This window comes from Thalassotalea euphylliae (assembly GCF_042682785.1).
Classification (GTDB): domain Bacteria; phylum Pseudomonadota; class Gammaproteobacteria; order Enterobacterales; family Alteromonadaceae; genus Thalassotalea_F; species Thalassotalea_F euphylliae.
Genome location: NZ_JBHUIB010000001.1, coordinates 330,502 through 347,793, shown reverse-complemented (window position 1 = coordinate 347,793; position 17,292 = coordinate 330,502). Strand labels below are relative to the sequence as shown.

Sequence of the window (17,292 nt, the reverse complement as noted above, 5' to 3'; positions counted from 1 at the left end):
ATGGAACTGCCTTTAGTTGTTTTAGTGGATGATGAACAAGGTATTGTAGACGCCATCAAGCGCTGCTTAATGCGCATTGATGCTAATATTGAGACCTTTACGAGTCCACGATTAGCACTTGAGTTTATTCAGGATAATCAACCAGCCTTAGTCATCAGTGATCAAATGATGCCTGACATTCAAGGTACTGACTTGCTTGCTAAAGTGAAAGGTTGGTGGCCGTCTACTCGTTGTGTTTTGTTGAGTGCATATCAAGAGTTTGATGCAGTGATGGATGGCTTTAACCAAGGGGTCATTGACCAGTTTATGTCAAAACCTTGGCAAAATGCAGAGCTTCAACTTGTTGTTAGCGAAGCTATTGGAAAAGGCCAACCAAAAAGTAACGTGTCGAGCCAGCATAGCATCATCGGCGAGCACGATAGTATGAAAAATTTGCTCGCTCGTATTGGTCAAGCAGCACTGGCCAATGTTCCCATTTTTATTCATGGTGAAACAGGTACAGGTAAAGAGCTTATCGCGAATGCTTGCCATCAACTTGGCTGTAAACAAGGTGGTCCATTTGTCGCAATAAACTGTGCAAATTTGTCAGATCAATTGATTGAATCACAGTTGTTTGGCCATAAAAAAGGTGCCTTTACAGGCGCCATCGCTGATCAGAAGGGATTATTTGCCTCAGGTGATGGTGGCACGATTTTTCTTGATGAAGTCACCACGTTACCCCTTCCGCTTCAAAGTAAATTACTGAGAGTATTGCAAGAGCGCTGCTATGCGCCGGTGGGCAGCCTAGACACGGTGCCTTTTGATGCGCAGATTGTAAGTGCATCTTCGATGTCGCTTGCTCATGCAGTGGCCAGTGGTGAGTTTCGGGAAGACTTATACTATCGATTGCATGTGGTGCCATTGACGTTGCCGCCGTTAAGAGAAAGAGGAGATGATGTTGTTTTACTTGCTGAGCACTTTTTAGCGAAATTCGGCGAAACCCTTGCTAAGTCCTTCTCTGGCTATTCTCCAGAAGCAATGCGATTGTTAAAGTCACATCAATGGCCAGGTAATGTGCGCCAACTAGAAAACACTATACATGCGCTGGCTGCGATAAATTTGGGAGGAGAAGTGTCTGCTGAAATGCTCTCTGAAGTTATCGTAGATGCGCCAACACCATCAACTTTTGTACCTTCACCTCAAGCTGCAGCGGTGAGCTTATCAACAGTTACGCCTGCAGCAGACGTTTATAATAATTCAGTCAGTTCGGAAGGTGGTGAAATACAAGCCTTAGATCAAATTGAAAGGCAAGCGATTGAAAAGGCGATTGCTGCTTGCAATGGTAATGTCACTCAAGCTGCTGCTATGTTGGAAGTTAATCCGTCCACGATATATCGTAAAATGAAGCAGTGGGAAGAGTAGGCGCTTCTGCGCCTATCACGTTAGAAAGCGATACTGATTCCTGCCATTACTTCAGTCTGTACCCAAATATCACTTTCTACAAAAATTCGACATTCATCGCTATCACAAAAAATTTCACTATCAGAATCTACAAAAGAACCGTATGCTCTGCCGCCTATGTAGAGTTTTGTTGTGTCAGTTAATGGTATTTTACTCGCAATACCTAAGCTCATCGAAAAGGCTGTTTCATCATCTAATTGGTCGCCATCTGGTGAAAAGTAGGAGATACCTAATCCGCCCGACAAATAAAATGGGACTAAGCCATCGCTCAACAAAATATTGCCACCCACATGCATATAACTAATGGATAGGTCTTCGTTATCAATGGCAAGACCTGGGCTATCAAAATTAGTTTCGTAGTGGCTTACTAGAAACTCTCCTTGGCGCTTTCTATCGAATTTCCATGCCGCAATAGCCCCAAACGAGGTACCTTCTTCTAAGTCTATGGTGATATCTTGCTCTGTATCTTCAAACTCACCACTCATTCGATAACCGACGATGGGGGTAATTTCATAGTCAGGCACTTCTGTCGTTTTTGCACTGACCGCGAAAGAGCAAATAGCTGCTGCATAAAGCAAGCAATGGGAGAGGCGCATAATTGTAATCCAGTATTGTTCTTTTCGCTAAGTATTGATTTTAATAATAAAAAAATCCAGCGCAATGGCTGGATTTTTAAAGTCTTAACGAAAAAGTAACGTTATTCGCCGTCTAAGAAGCTCTTCAATTGCTCAGAACGAGAAGGGTGGCGTAGCTTACGTAGTGCTTTGGCTTCGATTTGACGAATACGCTCACGTGTTACGTCAAACTGCTTACCAACTTCTTCAAGTGTATGATCTGTATTCATATCAATACCGAAGCGCATACGAAGTACCTTCGCCTCACGAGCTGTTAAACCTGCTAACACTTCATGTGTTGCATCTTTCAAGTTTTCAGATGTTGCAGAATCAACCGGCAATTCACCGCTACCATCTTCGATAAAGTCACCTAAGTGCGAATCTTCATCATCACCGATAGGCGTTTCCATCGAGATTGGCTCTTTTGCAATCTTCAATACCTTACGAATCTTATCTTCTGGCATTACCATACGCTCTGCTAATTCTTCAGGCGTTGGCTCACGACCCATTTCTTGAAGCATTTGACGAGAAATACGGTTCAGCTTGTTGATGGTTTCAATCATGTGAACAGGTATACGAATCGTACGTGCCTGGTCCGCAATAGAACGCGTGATTGCCTGACGAATCCACCATGTCGCATAAGTCGAGAACTTATAACCACGGCGATATTCAAACTTATCAACCGCCTTCATTAGACCGATGTTACCTTCTTGGATAAGGTCTAAGAATTGTAAGCCACGGTTGGTGTATTTCTTCGCGATAGAAATAACAAGACGTAAGTTTGCTTCAACCATTTCTTTCTTCGCGCGGCGAGCTTTCGCTTCACCAATTGACATGCGACGGTTGATATCTTTAATGCCATGAACGTTTAAGAACGTTTCTTCTTCAAGTTGCTTCAGCTTCATTACGCTGCGCTCAACTTCAAGTTCAATATCACCTAAGCGAGCTGACCAAGATTCACCTGCATTACGCTGTGCTTCGAACCAGTCCATTTCTGTTTCGTTGCCAGGGAAAATCTTGATGAATGTTGCTTTTGGCATACCCGCACCAACAACACAGTGCTTCATGATTAAACGCTCTTGAACACGTAAACGGTCCATCACGTCGCGCATGTTTTTCACAAGTTTGTCGAATACTTTTGGTACTAAACGGAATTCTTTGAAAACGTCAGCGACAGCGTCGATTGCTTTTTGCGAATCTTCATGACCACGGCCTTTTTTGTCGATCACTTTGTTTGCTGCTTCGTAAGCTTCACGCAATGCGTCAAACTTTTCTTTCGCTAGCTCTGGATCTGGACCTGTATCTGCCTCTTCTTCGTCATCATCACTTTCGTCATCGCCTTCAACATCCGCATCTTCATCTTCTAACTCTTCTTCAGACAGTTCAGAGCCAACATGCGTTGCCGCAGCTGCGATGTCTTCTTCTTCTGCGTCAGGGTCGAGGAAACCTACTATGATGTCACTTAAACGAATTTCTTCAGCAACAAAGTTGTCCCATTGTTCTAATAGGAAATTAATCGCAGGCGGGTACTCAGACACGCTGCGTTGTACTTCTTTAATACCTTCTTCGATACGCTTAGCGATAACAATTTCGCCTTTGCGTGTAAGTAGCTCTACAGTACCCATTTCACGCATGTACATGCGCACAGGGTCAGTGGTACGGCCAATCTCACTCTCAACAGTCGCGAGCGCTTGTGCAGCGGCTTCAGCAGCATCTTCATCAGTATTTGCTTCGCTCATCATTAGTTCATCGGCATCAGGTGCGTTTTCAAATACCTGAATACCCATGTCATTGATCATGCGAATGATGTCTTCTACTTGATCTGTCTCTATGATGTCCTGAGGGAGGTGATCGTTAACTTCTGCAAAAGTTAAATAACCTTGTTCTTTACCCTTGGTTATTAACTCTTTAAGTCTAGATTGTGGGGCTTGATCCATTGACGAAAGTCCACCTATTTATGGCTATCAAATTTTAAACATTAAGCGGTAAATTCTAGCAAGTTGATGATAAAATTACCAGCGATTTAACCAGTATCTTTAGGGACATTGGTTACTGTTTTTGTCAGCGATTCTGCTCGTTTAGCAGGACCTGTAATTCTCGTTTTTCGTCCGGTGAAAGTTGCCCTAATCGAGCGTTGTGAAGCAGAGATTCCGTTCGCTGTTCAACCAGAGTATTGAGGAGTTTCTCAATACTATCAAGGAATACATCTTCAGCATGTTCACTGTCTATTTGATGTTCCCAACACAGCAATTTAGAAAGTTGAGCACCTTGTTCGCGCTCTCTGAATTGCTCAATAATTTGTGCGCTGTTGATCTGTGGGCTAGCAGCACAAATTTCAAGGATTTCGTTCAGCAAATCGATTCCCGGTACAGACAGTTGACGCAAAATTGTCGTATCAGGTAAGGCTTTTACCAATTCTGGTTTTTCCAGCAATAATGCAATAGCAAGGCGAACGGGGGTTGCCCTAGTTGGCTTTTTAGCCGCTTGCTGAGCAGGGCTCGCTGGTGCTTTTTGACTCAGTTGTTTAACTAAATGTTCACTACCTGTACCAAACTTATTGGCGAGTTCGTTGATGATGGCATCTTTGAGGATGCTTTCTGGTAGCTTAGCCAGGTATGGCTGGAACGTATCAGCAAGTGCAGCCCTTCCTTCAATACTGTTGGTATCTACCTTTGCGATCAGATTTTCAAACAAAAACTCTGATAACGGCTGTGCTGAATCCAATATATGCTCAAACGCCTGCTGCCCTTGCTGTCGAACTAGGCTGTCTGGGTCTTCGCCATCAGGCAAGAAGACAAATTTCAGTGAAACGCCATCTTTGATCAAGGGTAAGGCGTTTTCCATAGCTCGCCAAGCAGCCTCTCGACCAGCTCTATCACCATCGTAACAACAGATAACATCATTAACGGTGCGGAATAAGGTTTGTAATTGCTCACCTGTGGTCGATGTGCCTAGGGACGCGACCGCATATTCAATACCATGTTGAGCAAGAGCTACGACATCCATATAACCTTCAACAACGACTATACGTTCAAGGTTTTTGTTTGCTTGTTTGGCTTCGAATAGGCCATATAACTCTTGGCCTTTATGATAAATACGCGTCTCTGGCGAGTTCAGGTATTTTGGCTTAGCATCACCAAGTACGCGACCACCGAAACCGATGACTCGACCGCGTTTATCGCGAATAGGAAACATGATACGGCCGCGGAACCTGTCGTAAGGGCGTCCACCTTTATCACTTTCTATTGCCATGCCAAGATCAATTAGCTGTTTGGCAATGCTGCCATTGTGAGCAAACGCATTCATCATGCCGTCCCATGCGTCTGATACGTAACCGATACCAAAGCGTTTTGCAATTTCACCGCTCAGTCCACGTCCTTTTAAATAATCGATAGCGGTGTCTTTATCTGGAGCGACGCGCAACTGCTGTTGATAAAAACGGGCAATCTGCTCCATGATGTGAAAGTCATCTTGCTTTTGTTGCTGTGCTTGTTGGTATTTGCGCTGTTGTTCTGGCGTTTGGCGATTTTCTTCACGTTCGACTTCCATGCCATTAAGTGAAGCTAGCTCCTCAATAGCATCGACAAAATCAAGCCGGTCGTACTCCATTAAAAATGAAATTGCGTTGCCATGCTCTCCACAGCCAAAACAATGATAGAACTGTTTGTCCTGACTTACCGTAAATGAGGGGGTTTTCTCGGTATGAAAAGGACAGCACGCGTGATAGTTTTTACCGGCCTTTTTGAGAGGAACACGACTGTTTATTAGCTCGACAATATCGGTACGAGCAAGTAAGTCATCAATAAATTGTCTTGGAATCAAGCCGGCCATAACACTCAGTAAATCAGGATGAACAATACAAGGCTAAAGAATAGCGGGTTTGTGCATATCGAAAGAAAATATTTGCTCAAACAGCCCCAAAATAGCGAGGTATTCTGACATAAAAAAACCGTGAAGCCAAAGGCGTTCACGGTTTTCTCAACGATTAATTATTTTCGATAACTAAGCGTTTAATGCTGCTCTTACTTTACCACTCACGGCACCTAAATCAGCTTTGCCTTGCATTGCTGGTTTGAGCACGCCCATCACTTTGCCCATGTCAGCCATTGAGCTAGCATCGACTTGGTTGATAGCGTCAGAAATCATTTTATTGATTTCTTCTTCGGTAAGAGGCGTCGGTAGAAACGCTTCCAAAGCGGCAACTTCGGCAGCTTCATTAGCGGCTAATTCTTCACGACCACCTTCGGTATACATGGTAATCGACTCTTTACGCTGCTTAACCATTTTGGTTAATACAGCAATAATACCGTCATCATCGAGTTCGGTTTTATTGTCGATTTCTGTTTGCTTAATCGCTGCAAGTGCCATACGTATAACACCAAGACGAACTTTCTCTTTCGCCTTCATTGCAACTTTCATTTCATCTTTTAATTGAACCAGCAAACTCATGTGTCAGTCTCAAGCAAATTGACTAATAACTGTAAAACAGTTGATTAGTACATACGAACGCGACGTGCGTTCTCACGAGAAAGTTTTTTAGCAGCGCGCTTAACAGCAGCAGCTTTCTTACGCTTACGTTCCCAAGTCGGCTTTTCGTATGACTCGCGACGACGTACTTCTGAAAGGATTCCTGCTTTCTCACAAGAACGTTTGAAACGACGTAGTGCTACGTCAAATGGTTCGTTTTCTCTTACTTTAATAACTGGCATATGCCTCTTACCTTAGATATTTCTATATAAATCTACTCACGCTTTCGGTGTTATTCACCTGGCGCTCGTACGCTCATATTGGTTAATTGGGGCGCGCATTCTATGCCGAAAAAGAGAAAATGTAAAGGCTAAATTCTCCCGAAAGTGAAGAAACTCGTGATCTCTGGCGATTTCGCAGGTAAAATCGCGCCACTTAGTAATAAAGGTATGTTTGTTTATGCGAATTCTGGGTATTGAGACCTCATGTGATGAAACGGGTATTGCCATTTTTGACGAGGAGCAAGGCATTATGGCTCATCGTTTATACAGTCAGATAAAGGTGCATGCTGACTACGGTGGTGTTGTGCCTGAACTCGCTTCACGTGACCATGTTCGCAAAACCATCCCGTTAATCAAAGAAGTGATGGCTGATGCAGGTCTTAGTCCTGAAGATTTAGACGGTGTTGCGTACACAGCTGGTCCTGGTCTTGTAGGTGCCTTGTTGGTTGGTTGTTCAATCGGTCGCAGTTTAGCATACGGTTGGAATATTCCCGCTGTGCCTGTTCATCACATGGAAGGACACCTTTTAGCACCAATGTTGGAAGATGATGTACCAGAATTCCCCTTTGTTGCCTTGTTGGTTTCAGGCGGCCATACAATGCTTGTACGCGTTGACGATATTGGTGAGTACGAATTATTGGGTGAATCGGTTGATGATGCGGCAGGAGAAGCGTTTGATAAAACGGCAAAGCTATTAGGCTTAGATTACCCTGGCGGACCCGTACTAGCAAAAATGGCAGAAAAAGGCACGCAAGGCCGTTTTAAGTTTCCTCGTCCAATGACTGACAGACCCGGACTTGATTTTAGCTTTAGTGGCCTAAAAACGTTTGCAGCCAATACTATTGCAAAAGAAGATGACTCAGCACAAACCTATGCCGATATTGCATATGCTTTCCAAGAAGCGGTTGTTGATACACTGGCGATAAAATGTAAGCGTGCATTGGAGCAATGTGGCTTAAAACGCTTGGTGATTGCCGGCGGTGTGAGCGCTAATACCTCGTTGCGTGAAAAGCTTGAGAATGTTACGGGTAAGCTGGGCGGAAAAGTCTATTACCCACGTCCTGAGTTTTGCACGGATAACGGCGCTATGATTGCTTATGCTGGTATGCAACGTTTAAAAGCTGGAGTGAGTGCTGACTTAACCTTTAAAGCAACGCCACGTTGGCCATTAGATACTTTGCCTTCCGTCAAGGCGACAGCTAAAGAGCCAGAATAAGAGTCGTTAGTGCGGCTCTTTTTCTTTTAAGCAATTAATTGCCTTAAAAGTTATTGCCTATTTTGGTTTCTGTGCCTTTTATTAGGCGCGAGATATTGTCTTTGTGCCTAAGAATTATCAATGCTGATAACATAAATACCGCATATACATACTCTGGCTTTAACAACCAAACGTAAAGCGGTGCGAGTGTTACAGTGACAATAGCGGCTAAACTGGAGTAGCGACTGCTCTTAGCGACAATTATCCACGTCAGTAACAGCAATAATCCCAAGTCTACACCTATTGGTAACAGCACCCCAAAAGCCGTAGCCACAGCTTTGCCACCTTGAAAGCCGAAAAAAATAGGAAACATGTGCCCTAAACATGCAGCGACAGCAACAACGCCTAGCATGATAGGATCTACACCAAGGAAATAAGCCCCCCAGACAGGTAGTGTGCCTTTCAAAACATCAAAAGCGAGTACACTTGCAGCAGTTGCTTTATTGCTGATACGGAGGACATTGGTTGCACCCGGGTTTTTAGATCCTGTTGCTCGCGGGTCTGGTAGATTCAGTAAACGACAAATAAGAATGGCACTTGAAATAGAGCCAACCAAGTAAGCCAATACCACCATGGCGATTGTCGTTACCATATCGTCCTTAACTTTCAATCATTTATCTGAATACTGCATTCTATCCATATTACAACTGGTTTTTCTATACCTTGGCAGGTAAACTCGCCATTTAATTTGTGTAAACACATAAATACAAGGGCAGAGAGCGTGGATAAGGTATTTATTCAAGGCCTAAATATTCAAACAACCATTGGCTTTTTCGAATGGGAAAAGCAAATCAAACAAACACTCGTTATTGATTTAGAAATGCTGTGGGATATCAAACCAGCGGCTGAGCGTGATGAGCTAGCGAAAACCTTAGACTATGCACAAATTTCTGAGGCGATAGCGGAATTTGCTAATAACAACCCAGTAGACTTGTTAGAAACATTGGCTGAGCGTATGGCACAGTTTCTAATGACGCAATATCAAATTCCAGGTTTGAAACTCCGCATTGGCAAACCCAATGCCGTGCATAATGCATTTACGGTAGGTGTAGAGATTGAGCGTGGCAGCTATAACAATGGCTAGAGTCTACATTTCAATAGGGTCGAATGTTGAACGCGAAAAATATGTGCAAAAAGGGCTTGATGCACTGGCCGAACTATTGGGTGAACTGAGGGTAAGTTCGTTGTATGCGTGTGAGGCCGTTGGCTTTGAAGGGCCTGAATTTTATAACCTAGTCGTTGCAGCCGATACAGGTATGTCACTTCTAAACTTGTCTAGTGCATTGCGAGATATTGAACTGGCTAACGGACGTTGTCCTGATGCAGTTAAGTACAGTCCACGCACGTTAGACTTGGACCTGCTACTATATGATGACGTGGTGTGTGATGACCCTGTGCAACTGCCACGAGATGAAATTACAAAGAATGCTTTCGTGCTTTGGCCACTCGCAGAAGTCGCTGGTAGTCATAAACACCCGCTCAATCACAAACCCTATCAACAGCTTTGGCAGGACTTTGACAAGTCTAGCCAGAAAATAAAACAATTACCGTTAACGTGGACACAAAAATAACACTATGGATTTAATTGAAATAATTCTACTGGCGTTGATACAGGGATTGACAGAATTTCTACCTATCTCCAGTTCTGCGCATTTGATACTGCCTTCGCAATTGCTTGGATGGGTCGATCAGGGGCAAGCCTTTGATGTAGCGGTGCATGTTGGCTCACTGTTGGCTGTATGCCTGTACTTCAGAAAAGAAATCGGCGATATGCTCATTGCATGGTATGCGACGTTGACCCCAAACAAAGAGGATGACGCGGCGCTGACAGCTGACCAAAAGTTTAATGGACGACTGGCGTGGTGGATTATTTTTGCTTCTGTTCCACTGGGTTTATTCGGATATTTAAGCGCTGATTTTGTTGAACAACACCTTCGCTCTGTTTTAGTTATTGCTGGAACGACCATCCTTTTCGGTGTGTTATTGGGATTTGTTGACGTAAAAGCGAAGCAAAACGTATCGATGGAATCGCTAGGTTTTAAAGGCGCAATGATTATTGGTGTTGCTCAAATGTTGGCTATTATACCGGGCACGTCTCGCTCAGGTATTACGATGACGGCCGGTTTAATGCTGGGACTTAATCGAGAAAATGCCGCACGCTTCTCTTTTCTGATGTCGATTCCTGCTATTTCGATGGCTGGTGGTTATTTAACACTGAAGCTAATAACAGGCACTGAAGCGGTTGATTGGACATCGATGGCGATAGGCAGCGTGCTGTCTTTTGTTAGTGCCTATGCTTGTATTCACTACTTCTTAATACTTGTGAATAAAGTGGGCATGATGCCGTTTGTTATTTATCGATTGATACTGGGCGCAGCCTTGCTTGTGTTTGCGTTGGCTTAATGTCAGTGTAATGAAAAATCTACAGTTAAAACGCACCTTAAGGTGCGTTTTTTTGTTATCAGGTCCAAGAACTGATAGTTGCTGAGTTAAACTAGCGAAAAATATAACACAACAGGTATTCACTGAGATGGATTTATCACTGACCGAAGAGCAACTGATGATTCAAGATATGGCGCGTAAATTTGCGGATAGCGAATTAGCCCCAGTTGCTGCTGAGCTTGACCATGATAATAATCAAACACTTTTTCAAAGCAACCTTGCTAAGTTAGCTGAACTGGGCTTTATGGGCCTTAATATTCGTGGTGAATATGGTGGTGTGGAAGCAGGCACAGTTGCGTTTAGTTTAGCGATCACAGAGTTGGCTCGCGCCTGCGCGTCAACAGCAGTTACAACGTCTGTGACAAACATGGTCGCAGAAGTTATTCAGGCGGTTGGTAATGAAGAGCAGAAGCAAAAATATCTACCGAAAATATGTAGCGGTGAATATTTAGCTGGTGGCTTTTGTCTTACTGAGCCTGCAGCGGGCTCTGATCCTGCGGGCATGCGAACAACAGCAATAAAAGACGGCGAAGACTATATTCTCAATGGCAGCAAAATCTACATTACCAGTGGCTCTTTCGCTGGGGTATTTGTTGTTTGGGCGGTTACTGATCCAGAGGCGCGTAAAGGTAAGGGCATCTCTTGCTTTTTGGTGGAAGCAGGCACACCTGGCATGACCATTGGCAAAGCAGAAGAAAAGATGGGGCAAAAAGCCTCACCAACCAACGAGGTGCATTTTGAAAATTGTCGCATTCCTGCCAGCGCTCTTATGGGCGAGGAAAACAAAGGTTTTGGTATTGCCGTTGGAGAATTAGCGGGTGGTCGCATAGGTATTGGGTCATTGGCTTTGGGTGTTGGATTAGCCGCTATGGATTACGCTCGCCAATACATTACTGAGCGCCAACAATTTGGTCAGCCACTGTCAAGCTTCCAAGGGTTGCAGTGGAAGCTCGCAGATCGCTACACAGAGCTCGAAGCGTCGCGATTATTATTGATGCAAGCGGCCGACTTAAAAGAAAAAGAGTTACCATTTAGTCAAGCAGCATCCATGGCGAAACTCTTTGCATCGGAGAAAGCTAATAAAGCCTGTTACGACGCACAGCAGCTACTCGGTGGTGCAGGCTATATTAAAGAGTATCCTCTAGAGCGCCTTGCTCGTGACGTGCGTATAACCTCTATTTACGAGGGGACGAGTGAAATTCAGAAAGTTATTATTGCGCGCGAGTTATTGAAAGCCTAAATAATCCCGTCAGTCGAAAGCCATCGTTAATACATTGTTAGCTTTGGCTTTTTGGTCATTTCTGCTTATAGTGTAAGTAACCCAAGGACGAGTTAACTTCCACTCATGAAATCGATAGTCTACATCAGCAAGGCGTGCCAACAATTTTCACAAGAAGACCTCAATCGACTTGCTCAAAAAGCAATGGAGAAAAACGGTCAGCTCGACGTGACAGGTTTTTTGAGTTTGCATGACGATCGGTTTATTCAGTATATCGAAGGTGACGAAAACACAGTTGAAGCGCTGTTTCAAACCATTCGTCTTGATGAGCGTCACAAAGTCATTAAAACGTTGAGTAAGCCTTTGGCAAATGGAAGGAATTTTCCCAAATGGCGGATGAAGCATATTTCTAGCAGTGTCTATCGTGAGCTTAGTGTTGAAACCTTTATACTAAAGCAACTTGAAATGATGCAAGACTGCACTATGGATGGGCCAGCTTGGCATGAAATGATCTGGCAGGGCATCGATATTCTTGCTGATAAAGCGGATACAATTAATTGAATTGATGTCTTGTAACCGACATAAATTGCCCCAACAATAGAAGCATACTTATTGTTAGGAAGCCTCACGTGAACCCAAATACTGTCGCTTTAACCCTGGAAAATTTCCAGCAGGTTGTATTAGAAGACTCTAAAGAAAAACTGCTTTTGGTAACATTTTTTGCTGAGCAAGTACCGGAAAGCATAGAGTTACGGGATACGCTCGCAGAAAAAACGGCTCATGCTGCCGACCACATTATTTTCGCTACTGTTGATTGCCAAGCGCAACAACAGATTGCAATGCAATTTGGCATTCAAGGTTTGCCAACCGCGGTACTTGTTAAAGATGGCCAGCCTATCGATGGTGTCTCAGGGCCACAACCCGCAGAAGCTATTGATCAGTTTTTAGAAAAACACTTACCTAAGCCTGAAGATGGGTTGCTATCAGAAGCTAAACAGCTTATCTCTGCGGGCGATGCCAGTGGTGCTTTCACTGCTGCAAAACAAGCGTTTGATTTAAATGCAGAGCGTGCTGATATTAAATTAGTGCTTGCGGATGCGTGTGTTTCTATAGGCAAAACAGAGGATGCACAAGCGTTGCTTGATACTATCATGATGGTTGATCAAGACAGTTATTATCAAGCGATTATCGCCAAATTAGAACTCGCTAATGAAGCGTCTAATTCGCCTGAAATTCAAGCGCTGGAAGAGGCGTTATCGGCCGCTCCCGATGATGTTAGTGTGCTCCACCAACTGGCAGCACAATACAACCAAGTAAATCGTCAAGAAGATGCGTTGCGCATTTTGTTTGCTCGCGTTCAAGCAGCAGGGGATGATGCAGAGAGTAAGAAGTTGTTGCTTGATGTGATTAAGGCCCTGCCAGAGGGGGATGGATTAGCATCTACCTATCGCCGTAAGCTATATACCCTGATGTATTAAAATCATCACGCCCATAAAAAAGCCGCTAGCAAGCGGCTTTTTTATGGGGTCGACTTTACTTTAACTGGATCATTTCAGTTTTGATGCAAAGGTTTTCTTAAACTTCAATAATTTGGGGGAAACCACTGCTTGGCAGTATTGGTTTTCAGGGTTAGCGTTAAAATACCCTTGGTGATACTCTTCACCACCGAAGAATTCTAAGGCTGGTGTTACTTCAGTTACCACCGGGTCTGGCCACACTTCCTCAAGTGTCATCTCGACAATAATTGCTTTAGCGGCTTCTTCTTGATCGACGTCGTGTGTAAATATTGCAGAGCGATATTGGCGTCCAACATCATTGCCCTGACGATTAAGTTGCGTTGGATCATGCAGCGCGAAGAAGATTTCTAATATTTCACGGTAGCTAATGGTGTCTGCGTCAAATGTTAATTGAACGACTTCTGCGTGATCAGTACTCCCTGTGCAAACCGTTTTGTAATCAGCGGTTTCAGCCGTACCACCCATGTAACCTGATATCGCCGATTCAATGCCTTGTAGCTGGTTAAATGCTGCTTCAATACACCAGAAGCAACCGCCTGCAAGTGTTGCAGTTTGTAGATTTTTCGCCATCAAAACGTCCTCACATCGATAGTTTTCGGTAAATATACATCATGGACGTTTGGACGTCTAGATGTTTTTAAGGGTGGTTTCTATTATCTAAGTTATACGCAATATGCTGATGGAAACGAATAATAATTTCATCGTTTACCGGCGACAGCTCTAGTTCGGTAGCCATCAGTTTCACCGCCATTTCAATTTGGTTGAGAAACTTGGCATGTGCGACATCAGTCTGTTTTTCCTTGGTAGCAACAAAAACGAGTTGAATATTATCAACGAGGCTACGCGCATCCCACTTGCTGATAAAGCCACAAGGAGACAGGTCTGGGTTATAGCCTAACATTTGTAATTCACCCACACGAGATACGGTCTCGTACTCACTTTTACGGACAATGGGTATTAGTCCATTAGCGATCAACGCACCGTTATTTAAATTGTAGCGTTTAGCCGCCACGGTAAAAGCGTCTGTTACTAACGTATAGAAAGGGTTATAAGGATCATCAGATTCGTGATCTATCTCTGCTAAACTGACTAAATGTTGTTTTACAGGAATGTTCACCGTTGCGTACGTCATTTGTCGCTGCGAGTCCGGTAATTCGACATGTTGGCTTGCGTAGCGAACATTAATAGTACGCAGCTTGTGCGCCTTAGTGTCTACGCCTGTTTTTTGTTTAGAAAACAAATCGTACGTTAAGTGTTGGTGGTCGCGCAATCTAAACGACAAGTCGCCAACATCTAGCGCGTCTTCAAAAGCCAGTAGAAGCTTACTTATACGCGCATGAAAATTAGCAGCATTAACACGTATGTCGCTGCCTGTGGCAAGAAACAGTAATGTTATTTTCTCTGCACGATATTCGACATCATAAAAAGACTTTTGTAATTCATGATAAGCCGGATTGTAGTAAAACAATATTTGTTGATTGGTTTGCCATTGGTGCATTTCTTGAGAGTAACGTACCCGTGCTAACTTATCATTGGCAATGAAAAGGCTATTAGCTACTTCGAACTTTTGGCTTACATCGAAAAGTGTTTTCGCAAGGTGTTTATATACACTAGCGTATTTGCCTTCATGTAGAGCGTCCTGCTGATTAAATGTGTCAATTAACTTATCGGTTAGTGGAAATTCTGCGAGAAGATAGTGATTGTCGCGAGCATTGGTTGGGATATAGGCCTTTTGATTAGCCGATCGCTTGCGAATGATTGACATAAAGTGTCCTTGATTCGTAACTGTCTAAATTTCGAGGCGAGTATAGGCAGGTGATGTGACACTTTTATTGCATTAATGTCGCTGGAGAAGGCGTAATTAGGCCGCTTTCAGCAGTTAATTCAATACTCTGCCGGTCTATATTAAGTTTTTGTGAAGTTGACCAGTTAAAGGTACTGACATTTGAAGAGTCCCCACTTACACTGTCGACTTGTCGAAAAGTGAGGATTAGGTTTTGCACATAGACCAGCAAGCTATGGTGGCGGCAATAAATACAGTAATGCCCTTTGGTAAATATGCCGGCAGAAAATTATTACAGCTACCAGAGCCCTACCTAGTGTGGTTCAAATCAAATGGCTTTCCTGAAGGAAAACTCGGCGAGCAACTCGCCCTTGTTTATGAAATTAAGCTTAATGGCTTAGAATCAATACTCCAGCCACTCTTGACTCAAGAGTGACTGACATCACTTATCCTAAGCTTTTTACTCAGTATCGATTTCGATAGGTTCGGCATCTGATGAGTTTGTATCATCGTCAGAGGCTTCCACTTTTGTTCTGCCAAAAAGCGTATGAAATTGTTTTGGCGAAAGCACCTTGTTTTGGTACTTAAGCCACGTTTTCTCGAGTTTGCTTTCAGCCAATTCCTTACCCTGGCAGACATCAACAAAACGTTGCTCTTCGTCGGTTACAGGTTCGCGAGTTCCATTGGTTAGCTCTTTAAAGGCAACACCATAGGTCTCTAAAATCTGTACCTCTTGAAGGGTGAAATCACCGCTACGGCTCATGCCACGCGGGTAGTTGTGATCATCGTAGAATTTCCGGCTAGCTTTAAAGCTATCTTTTGAAATGCTTACTGTGCTCATAACATCTCTCAAAAAATAAAAATAAAGTGTTCGATCGCTTTTTTATCCTAAGTTTTCTCGATTGGCAATATTTTTGTTTATGAAATTTTTATCGCAAATTTGTGACCTTAGTTATAACTCTGTTTAGTGTTTATTTTTATTAAAAAACTTATCTCTATATATCTGGGTTATATAAGAGGGAGATAATTTACTGTTTAAACAAGGCGTTAAAAGCGAGGAATAATTTGCCGAGAATGGACACAAGTTTACGTTACATTAAATGACATTTTTATGAAGAATTTATTATTGCAATCATTTCCTAATTGTTCTTAAATGAATTGTCAGCTGATGTTCTTAGTTGGCCGTTTAATCAAGAAATTCAATTAACTTTTCAATAAGTTACGGAGAAATATCTATGAGAAGACAAAAACGAGATCGTATGGATAGAGCGCATGCAAACGGCTATCAAGCCGGCCTAAATGGTAAATCTCGAGAAAACTGCCCTTATCAAAATACCGATGCCCGCTCAGAGTGGCTAGGTGGATGGCGAGCCGCTGTAACCGACCGAAATATGGGTCTCTTCAAATAACACCCAACAACCACATTCGAAAGAAAAAGCCCGCATTTGCGGGCTTTTTCTTTACTCAATTTATTCCACCTTGCCTATCGATAATACTTCGTTAGCGGTGAAATAAAATTCATTAATCACTTACTACCGCATACAGGGCAGTCGGGTGTTTTTTGCAGCGTAAATTGTTGCCACTGTTGGCTAAGCCCATCGAACAGGCACAGCTGGTTGATTGTCGTCGAATTATTCGTTAAATACTTAATTGCAGTCAGGGATTGCATACCCGCAATGATCGATAAAACAGGCCCTAAAATACCCAGTGTTTGACAGTTTTCCGTAGGTGCTTGCTGAGCTTTTGGGAAGACACATTGATAACAAGCGCTCTGTTGGCTGGGGTCTACTAACATAGTCTGACCGTCAAAGCCTGTCGCAGCGCCCACCACAAGTGGAATAGTGTGTTCGTGACATACTTGGTTAAGTAAATAACGAGTGGCGATGTTGTCGGTACAGTCGATAACAATATCTACCTCACCTAAATATGCGCTAGCGATATCTTTATCAAACATTTCATCAATGGCTTCAATCTCTACGAGCGGATTTTGTGCGGCAAGTTTGATGGCGGCAGTTTCAGCCTTATTTTGACCTATATCGTCTGGCGTATAGAGTATCTGTCGCTGCAAGTTAGTTAGTTCAATACTATCGCCGTCACACAGTAACAAATGTCCAATGCCTGCTGCAGAAAGATATTGCGCGGCAGGGCAGCCTAGACCACCCATCCCGACAACTAATACACGTGACTGCTGAAGCGCTAGCTGACCTTGCTCTCCTATTTGGGAAAGCATGATTTGACGCCCATACCTAAGTTGTTCTTGCTGTGATAACACGG

20 protein-coding genes are annotated in these 17,292 nt (G+C 43.4%); 10 read left to right on the top strand and 10 right to left on the bottom strand.

The features are described from left to right. Positions 1-1,401 (top strand): sigma-54-dependent transcriptional regulator, encoded by a 1,401-nt coding sequence (locus ACFSJY_RS01580; RefSeq protein WP_386030406.1) that lies wholly within the window; start codon positions 1-3, stop codon positions 1,399-1,401. A gap of 20 nt (positions 1,402-1,421) precedes the next feature. Here ACFSJY_RS01580 and ACFSJY_RS01575 read toward each other — a convergent pair whose 3' ends face one another. From ACFSJY_RS01575 to rpsU, 5 genes are all read right to left on the bottom strand, one after another. Beyond that, positions 1,422-2,036: a hypothetical protein gene (locus ACFSJY_RS01575; RefSeq protein ID WP_386030404.1), complete on the bottom strand. Its 615-nt coding sequence runs from the start codon at positions 2,034-2,036 to the stop codon at positions 1,422-1,424. A gap of 101 nt (positions 2,037-2,137) precedes the next feature. Further along, a complete protein-coding gene (rpoD, locus tag ACFSJY_RS01570) occupies positions 2,138-3,991 on the bottom strand; it encodes an RNA polymerase sigma factor RpoD (protein ID WP_386030402.1) in 1,854 nt (617 codons plus the stop codon). 124 nt (positions 3,992-4,115) lie between these two features. Continuing rightward, entirely contained in the window at positions 4,116-5,885 is a 1,770-nt protein-coding gene (dnaG, locus tag ACFSJY_RS01565; RefSeq protein ID WP_386030400.1) for a DNA primase, read from the bottom strand. Between the two features lie 171 nt (positions 5,886-6,056). Next, positions 6,057-6,503 carry a GatB/YqeY domain-containing protein gene (locus tag ACFSJY_RS01560; RefSeq protein ID WP_386030398.1) on the bottom strand — a complete coding sequence of 149 codons (447 nt, stop codon included), beginning with the start codon at positions 6,501-6,503 and terminating at the stop codon, positions 6,057-6,059. A gap of 44 nt (positions 6,504-6,547) precedes the next feature. Next, positions 6,548-6,763 carry a 30S ribosomal protein S21 gene (gene rpsU / locus ACFSJY_RS01555; RefSeq protein WP_074500846.1) on the bottom strand — a complete coding sequence of 72 codons (216 nt, stop codon included), beginning with the start codon at positions 6,761-6,763 and terminating at the stop codon, positions 6,548-6,550. Positions 6,764-6,980: 217 nt separating this feature from the next. On the opposite strand from rpsU, the gene tsaD reads away from it, so the two are divergent. Beyond that, positions 6,981-8,018, top strand: coding sequence for a tRNA (adenosine(37)-N6)-threonylcarbamoyltransferase complex transferase subunit TsaD (gene tsaD, locus ACFSJY_RS01550; protein WP_386030396.1), 1,038 nt, complete (start codon positions 6,981-6,983; stop codon positions 8,016-8,018). Between the two features lie 43 nt (positions 8,019-8,061). On the opposite strand, the gene plsY is transcribed toward tsaD, so the two are convergent. Continuing rightward, positions 8,062-8,649, bottom strand: a complete 588-nt coding sequence (gene plsY / locus ACFSJY_RS01545) for a glycerol-3-phosphate 1-O-acyltransferase PlsY (protein WP_386030394.1) — start codon at positions 8,647-8,649, stop codon at positions 8,062-8,064. Between the two features lie 129 nt (positions 8,650-8,778). On the opposite strand from plsY, the gene folB reads away from it, so the two are divergent. From folB to ACFSJY_RS01515, 6 genes are all read left to right on the top strand, one after another. After that, the gene (gene folB, locus ACFSJY_RS01540) at positions 8,779-9,141 is read left to right on the top strand and encodes a dihydroneopterin aldolase (protein WP_386030392.1); all 363 of its coding nucleotides are present in this window, start codon (positions 8,779-8,781) and stop codon (positions 9,139-9,141) included. Then, positions 9,134-9,628 (top strand): 2-amino-4-hydroxy-6-hydroxymethyldihydropteridine diphosphokinase, encoded by a 495-nt coding sequence (gene folK, locus ACFSJY_RS01535; protein ID WP_386030390.1) that lies wholly within the window; start codon positions 9,134-9,136, stop codon positions 9,626-9,628. Before folB ends, folK begins: the two co-directional genes overlap by 8 nt. Before the next feature lie 4 nt (positions 9,629-9,632). Further along, the gene (locus ACFSJY_RS01530) at positions 9,633-10,460 is read left to right on the top strand and encodes an undecaprenyl-diphosphate phosphatase (RefSeq protein WP_386030388.1); all 828 of its coding nucleotides are present in this window, start codon (positions 9,633-9,635) and stop codon (positions 10,458-10,460) included. 127 nt (positions 10,461-10,587) lie between these two features. Beyond that, the gene (locus ACFSJY_RS01525; protein ID WP_386030386.1) at positions 10,588-11,739 is read left to right on the top strand and encodes an acyl-CoA dehydrogenase family protein; all 1,152 of its coding nucleotides are present in this window, start codon (positions 10,588-10,590) and stop codon (positions 11,737-11,739) included. Between the two features lie 105 nt (positions 11,740-11,844). Next, entirely contained in the window at positions 11,845-12,279 is a 435-nt protein-coding gene (locus ACFSJY_RS01520) for a BLUF domain-containing protein (RefSeq protein WP_386030384.1), read from the top strand. 68 nt (positions 12,280-12,347) lie between these two features. Continuing rightward, complete coding sequence (locus ACFSJY_RS01515) at positions 12,348-13,196, top strand: co-chaperone YbbN (protein WP_386030382.1); 849 nt, start codon at positions 12,348-12,350, stop codon at positions 13,194-13,196. A 69-nt stretch (positions 13,197-13,265) separates the two neighbouring features. Here ACFSJY_RS01515 and msrA read toward each other — a convergent pair whose 3' ends face one another. Continuing rightward, positions 13,266-13,805, bottom strand: coding sequence for a peptide-methionine (S)-S-oxide reductase MsrA (gene msrA, locus ACFSJY_RS01510; RefSeq protein WP_386030380.1), 540 nt, complete (start codon positions 13,803-13,805; stop codon positions 13,266-13,268). A 67-nt stretch (positions 13,806-13,872) separates the two neighbouring features. Beyond that, positions 13,873-15,000: a DUF3083 family protein gene (locus ACFSJY_RS01505; RefSeq protein ID WP_386030378.1), complete on the bottom strand. Its 1,128-nt coding sequence runs from the start codon at positions 14,998-15,000 to the stop codon at positions 13,873-13,875. Positions 15,001-15,253: 253 nt separating this feature from the next. Between ACFSJY_RS01505 and ACFSJY_RS01500 the strand changes: the two genes are divergently transcribed. After that, positions 15,254-15,454, top strand: coding sequence for a DUF3820 family protein (locus tag ACFSJY_RS01500; RefSeq protein ID WP_386032193.1), 201 nt, complete (start codon positions 15,254-15,256; stop codon positions 15,452-15,454). 24 nt (positions 15,455-15,478) lie between these two features. Here ACFSJY_RS01500 and ACFSJY_RS01495 read toward each other — a convergent pair whose 3' ends face one another. Further along, positions 15,479-15,859, bottom strand: coding sequence for a MaoP family protein (locus ACFSJY_RS01495; protein WP_386030376.1), 381 nt, complete (start codon positions 15,857-15,859; stop codon positions 15,479-15,481). 394 nt (positions 15,860-16,253) lie between these two features. Between ACFSJY_RS01495 and rmf the strand changes: the two genes are divergently transcribed. Further along, a complete protein-coding gene (rmf, locus tag ACFSJY_RS01490) occupies positions 16,254-16,427 on the top strand; it encodes a ribosome modulation factor (RefSeq protein WP_386030374.1) in 174 nt (57 codons plus the stop codon). A gap of 116 nt (positions 16,428-16,543) precedes the next feature. Here rmf and ACFSJY_RS01485 read toward each other — a convergent pair whose 3' ends face one another. Further along, on the bottom strand, positions 16,544-17,290 hold the full coding sequence (locus ACFSJY_RS01485) for a HesA/MoeB/ThiF family protein (RefSeq protein ID WP_386030372.1): 747 nt from the start codon (positions 17,288-17,290) through the stop codon (positions 16,544-16,546). Between the last annotated feature and the right edge of the window lie 2 nt (positions 17,291-17,292).

Bases quoted from the DNA above. Each gene is read 5' to 3' on its own strand.
- ACFSJY_RS01525 (WP_386030386.1), top strand. From the start codon at position 10,588: ATGGATTTATCACTGACCGAAGAGCAACTGATGATTCAAGATATGGCG.
- ACFSJY_RS01505 (WP_386030378.1), bottom strand. From the start codon at position 15,000: ATGTCAATCATTCGCAAGCGATCGGCTAATCAAAAGGCCTATATCCCA.
- rmf (WP_386030374.1), top strand. From the start codon at position 16,254: ATGAGAAGACAAAAACGAGATCGTATGGATAGAGCGCATGCAAACGGC.
- ACFSJY_RS01530 (WP_386030388.1), top strand. From the start codon at position 9,633: ATGGATTTAATTGAAATAATTCTACTGGCGTTGATACAGGGATTGACA.
- plsY (WP_386030394.1), bottom strand. From the start codon at position 8,649: ATGGTAACGACAATCGCCATGGTGGTATTGGCTTACTTGGTTGGCTCT.
- dnaG (WP_386030400.1), bottom strand. From the start codon at position 5,885: ATGGCCGGCTTGATTCCAAGACAATTTATTGATGACTTACTTGCTCGT.
- msrA (WP_386030380.1), bottom strand. From the start codon at position 13,805: ATGGCGAAAAATCTACAAACTGCAACACTTGCAGGCGGTTGCTTCTGG.
- ACFSJY_RS01520 (WP_386030384.1), top strand. From the start codon at position 11,845: ATGAAATCGATAGTCTACATCAGCAAGGCGTGCCAACAATTTTCACAA.
- tsaD (WP_386030396.1), top strand. From the start codon at position 6,981: ATGCGAATTCTGGGTATTGAGACCTCATGTGATGAAACGGGTATTGCC.
- rpoD (WP_386030402.1), bottom strand. From the start codon at position 3,991: ATGGATCAAGCCCCACAATCTAGACTTAAAGAGTTAATAACCAAGGGT.
- rpsU (WP_074500846.1), bottom strand. From the start codon at position 6,763: ATGCCAGTTATTAAAGTAAGAGAAAACGAACCATTTGACGTAGCACTA.
- ACFSJY_RS01575 (WP_386030404.1), bottom strand. From the start codon at position 2,036: ATGCGCCTCTCCCATTGCTTGCTTTATGCAGCAGCTATTTGCTCTTTC.
- ACFSJY_RS01500 (WP_386032193.1), top strand. From the start codon at position 15,254: ATGGTGGCGGCAATAAATACAGTAATGCCCTTTGGTAAATATGCCGGC.
- ACFSJY_RS01560 (WP_386030398.1), bottom strand. From the start codon at position 6,503: ATGAGTTTGCTGGTTCAATTAAAAGATGAAATGAAAGTTGCAATGAAG.
- ACFSJY_RS01580 (WP_386030406.1), top strand. From the start codon at position 1: ATGGAACTGCCTTTAGTTGTTTTAGTGGATGATGAACAAGGTATTGTA.
- folK (WP_386030390.1), top strand. From the start codon at position 9,134: ATGGCTAGAGTCTACATTTCAATAGGGTCGAATGTTGAACGCGAAAAA.
- ACFSJY_RS01495 (WP_386030376.1), bottom strand. From the start codon at position 15,859: ATGAGCACAGTAAGCATTTCAAAAGATAGCTTTAAAGCTAGCCGGAAA.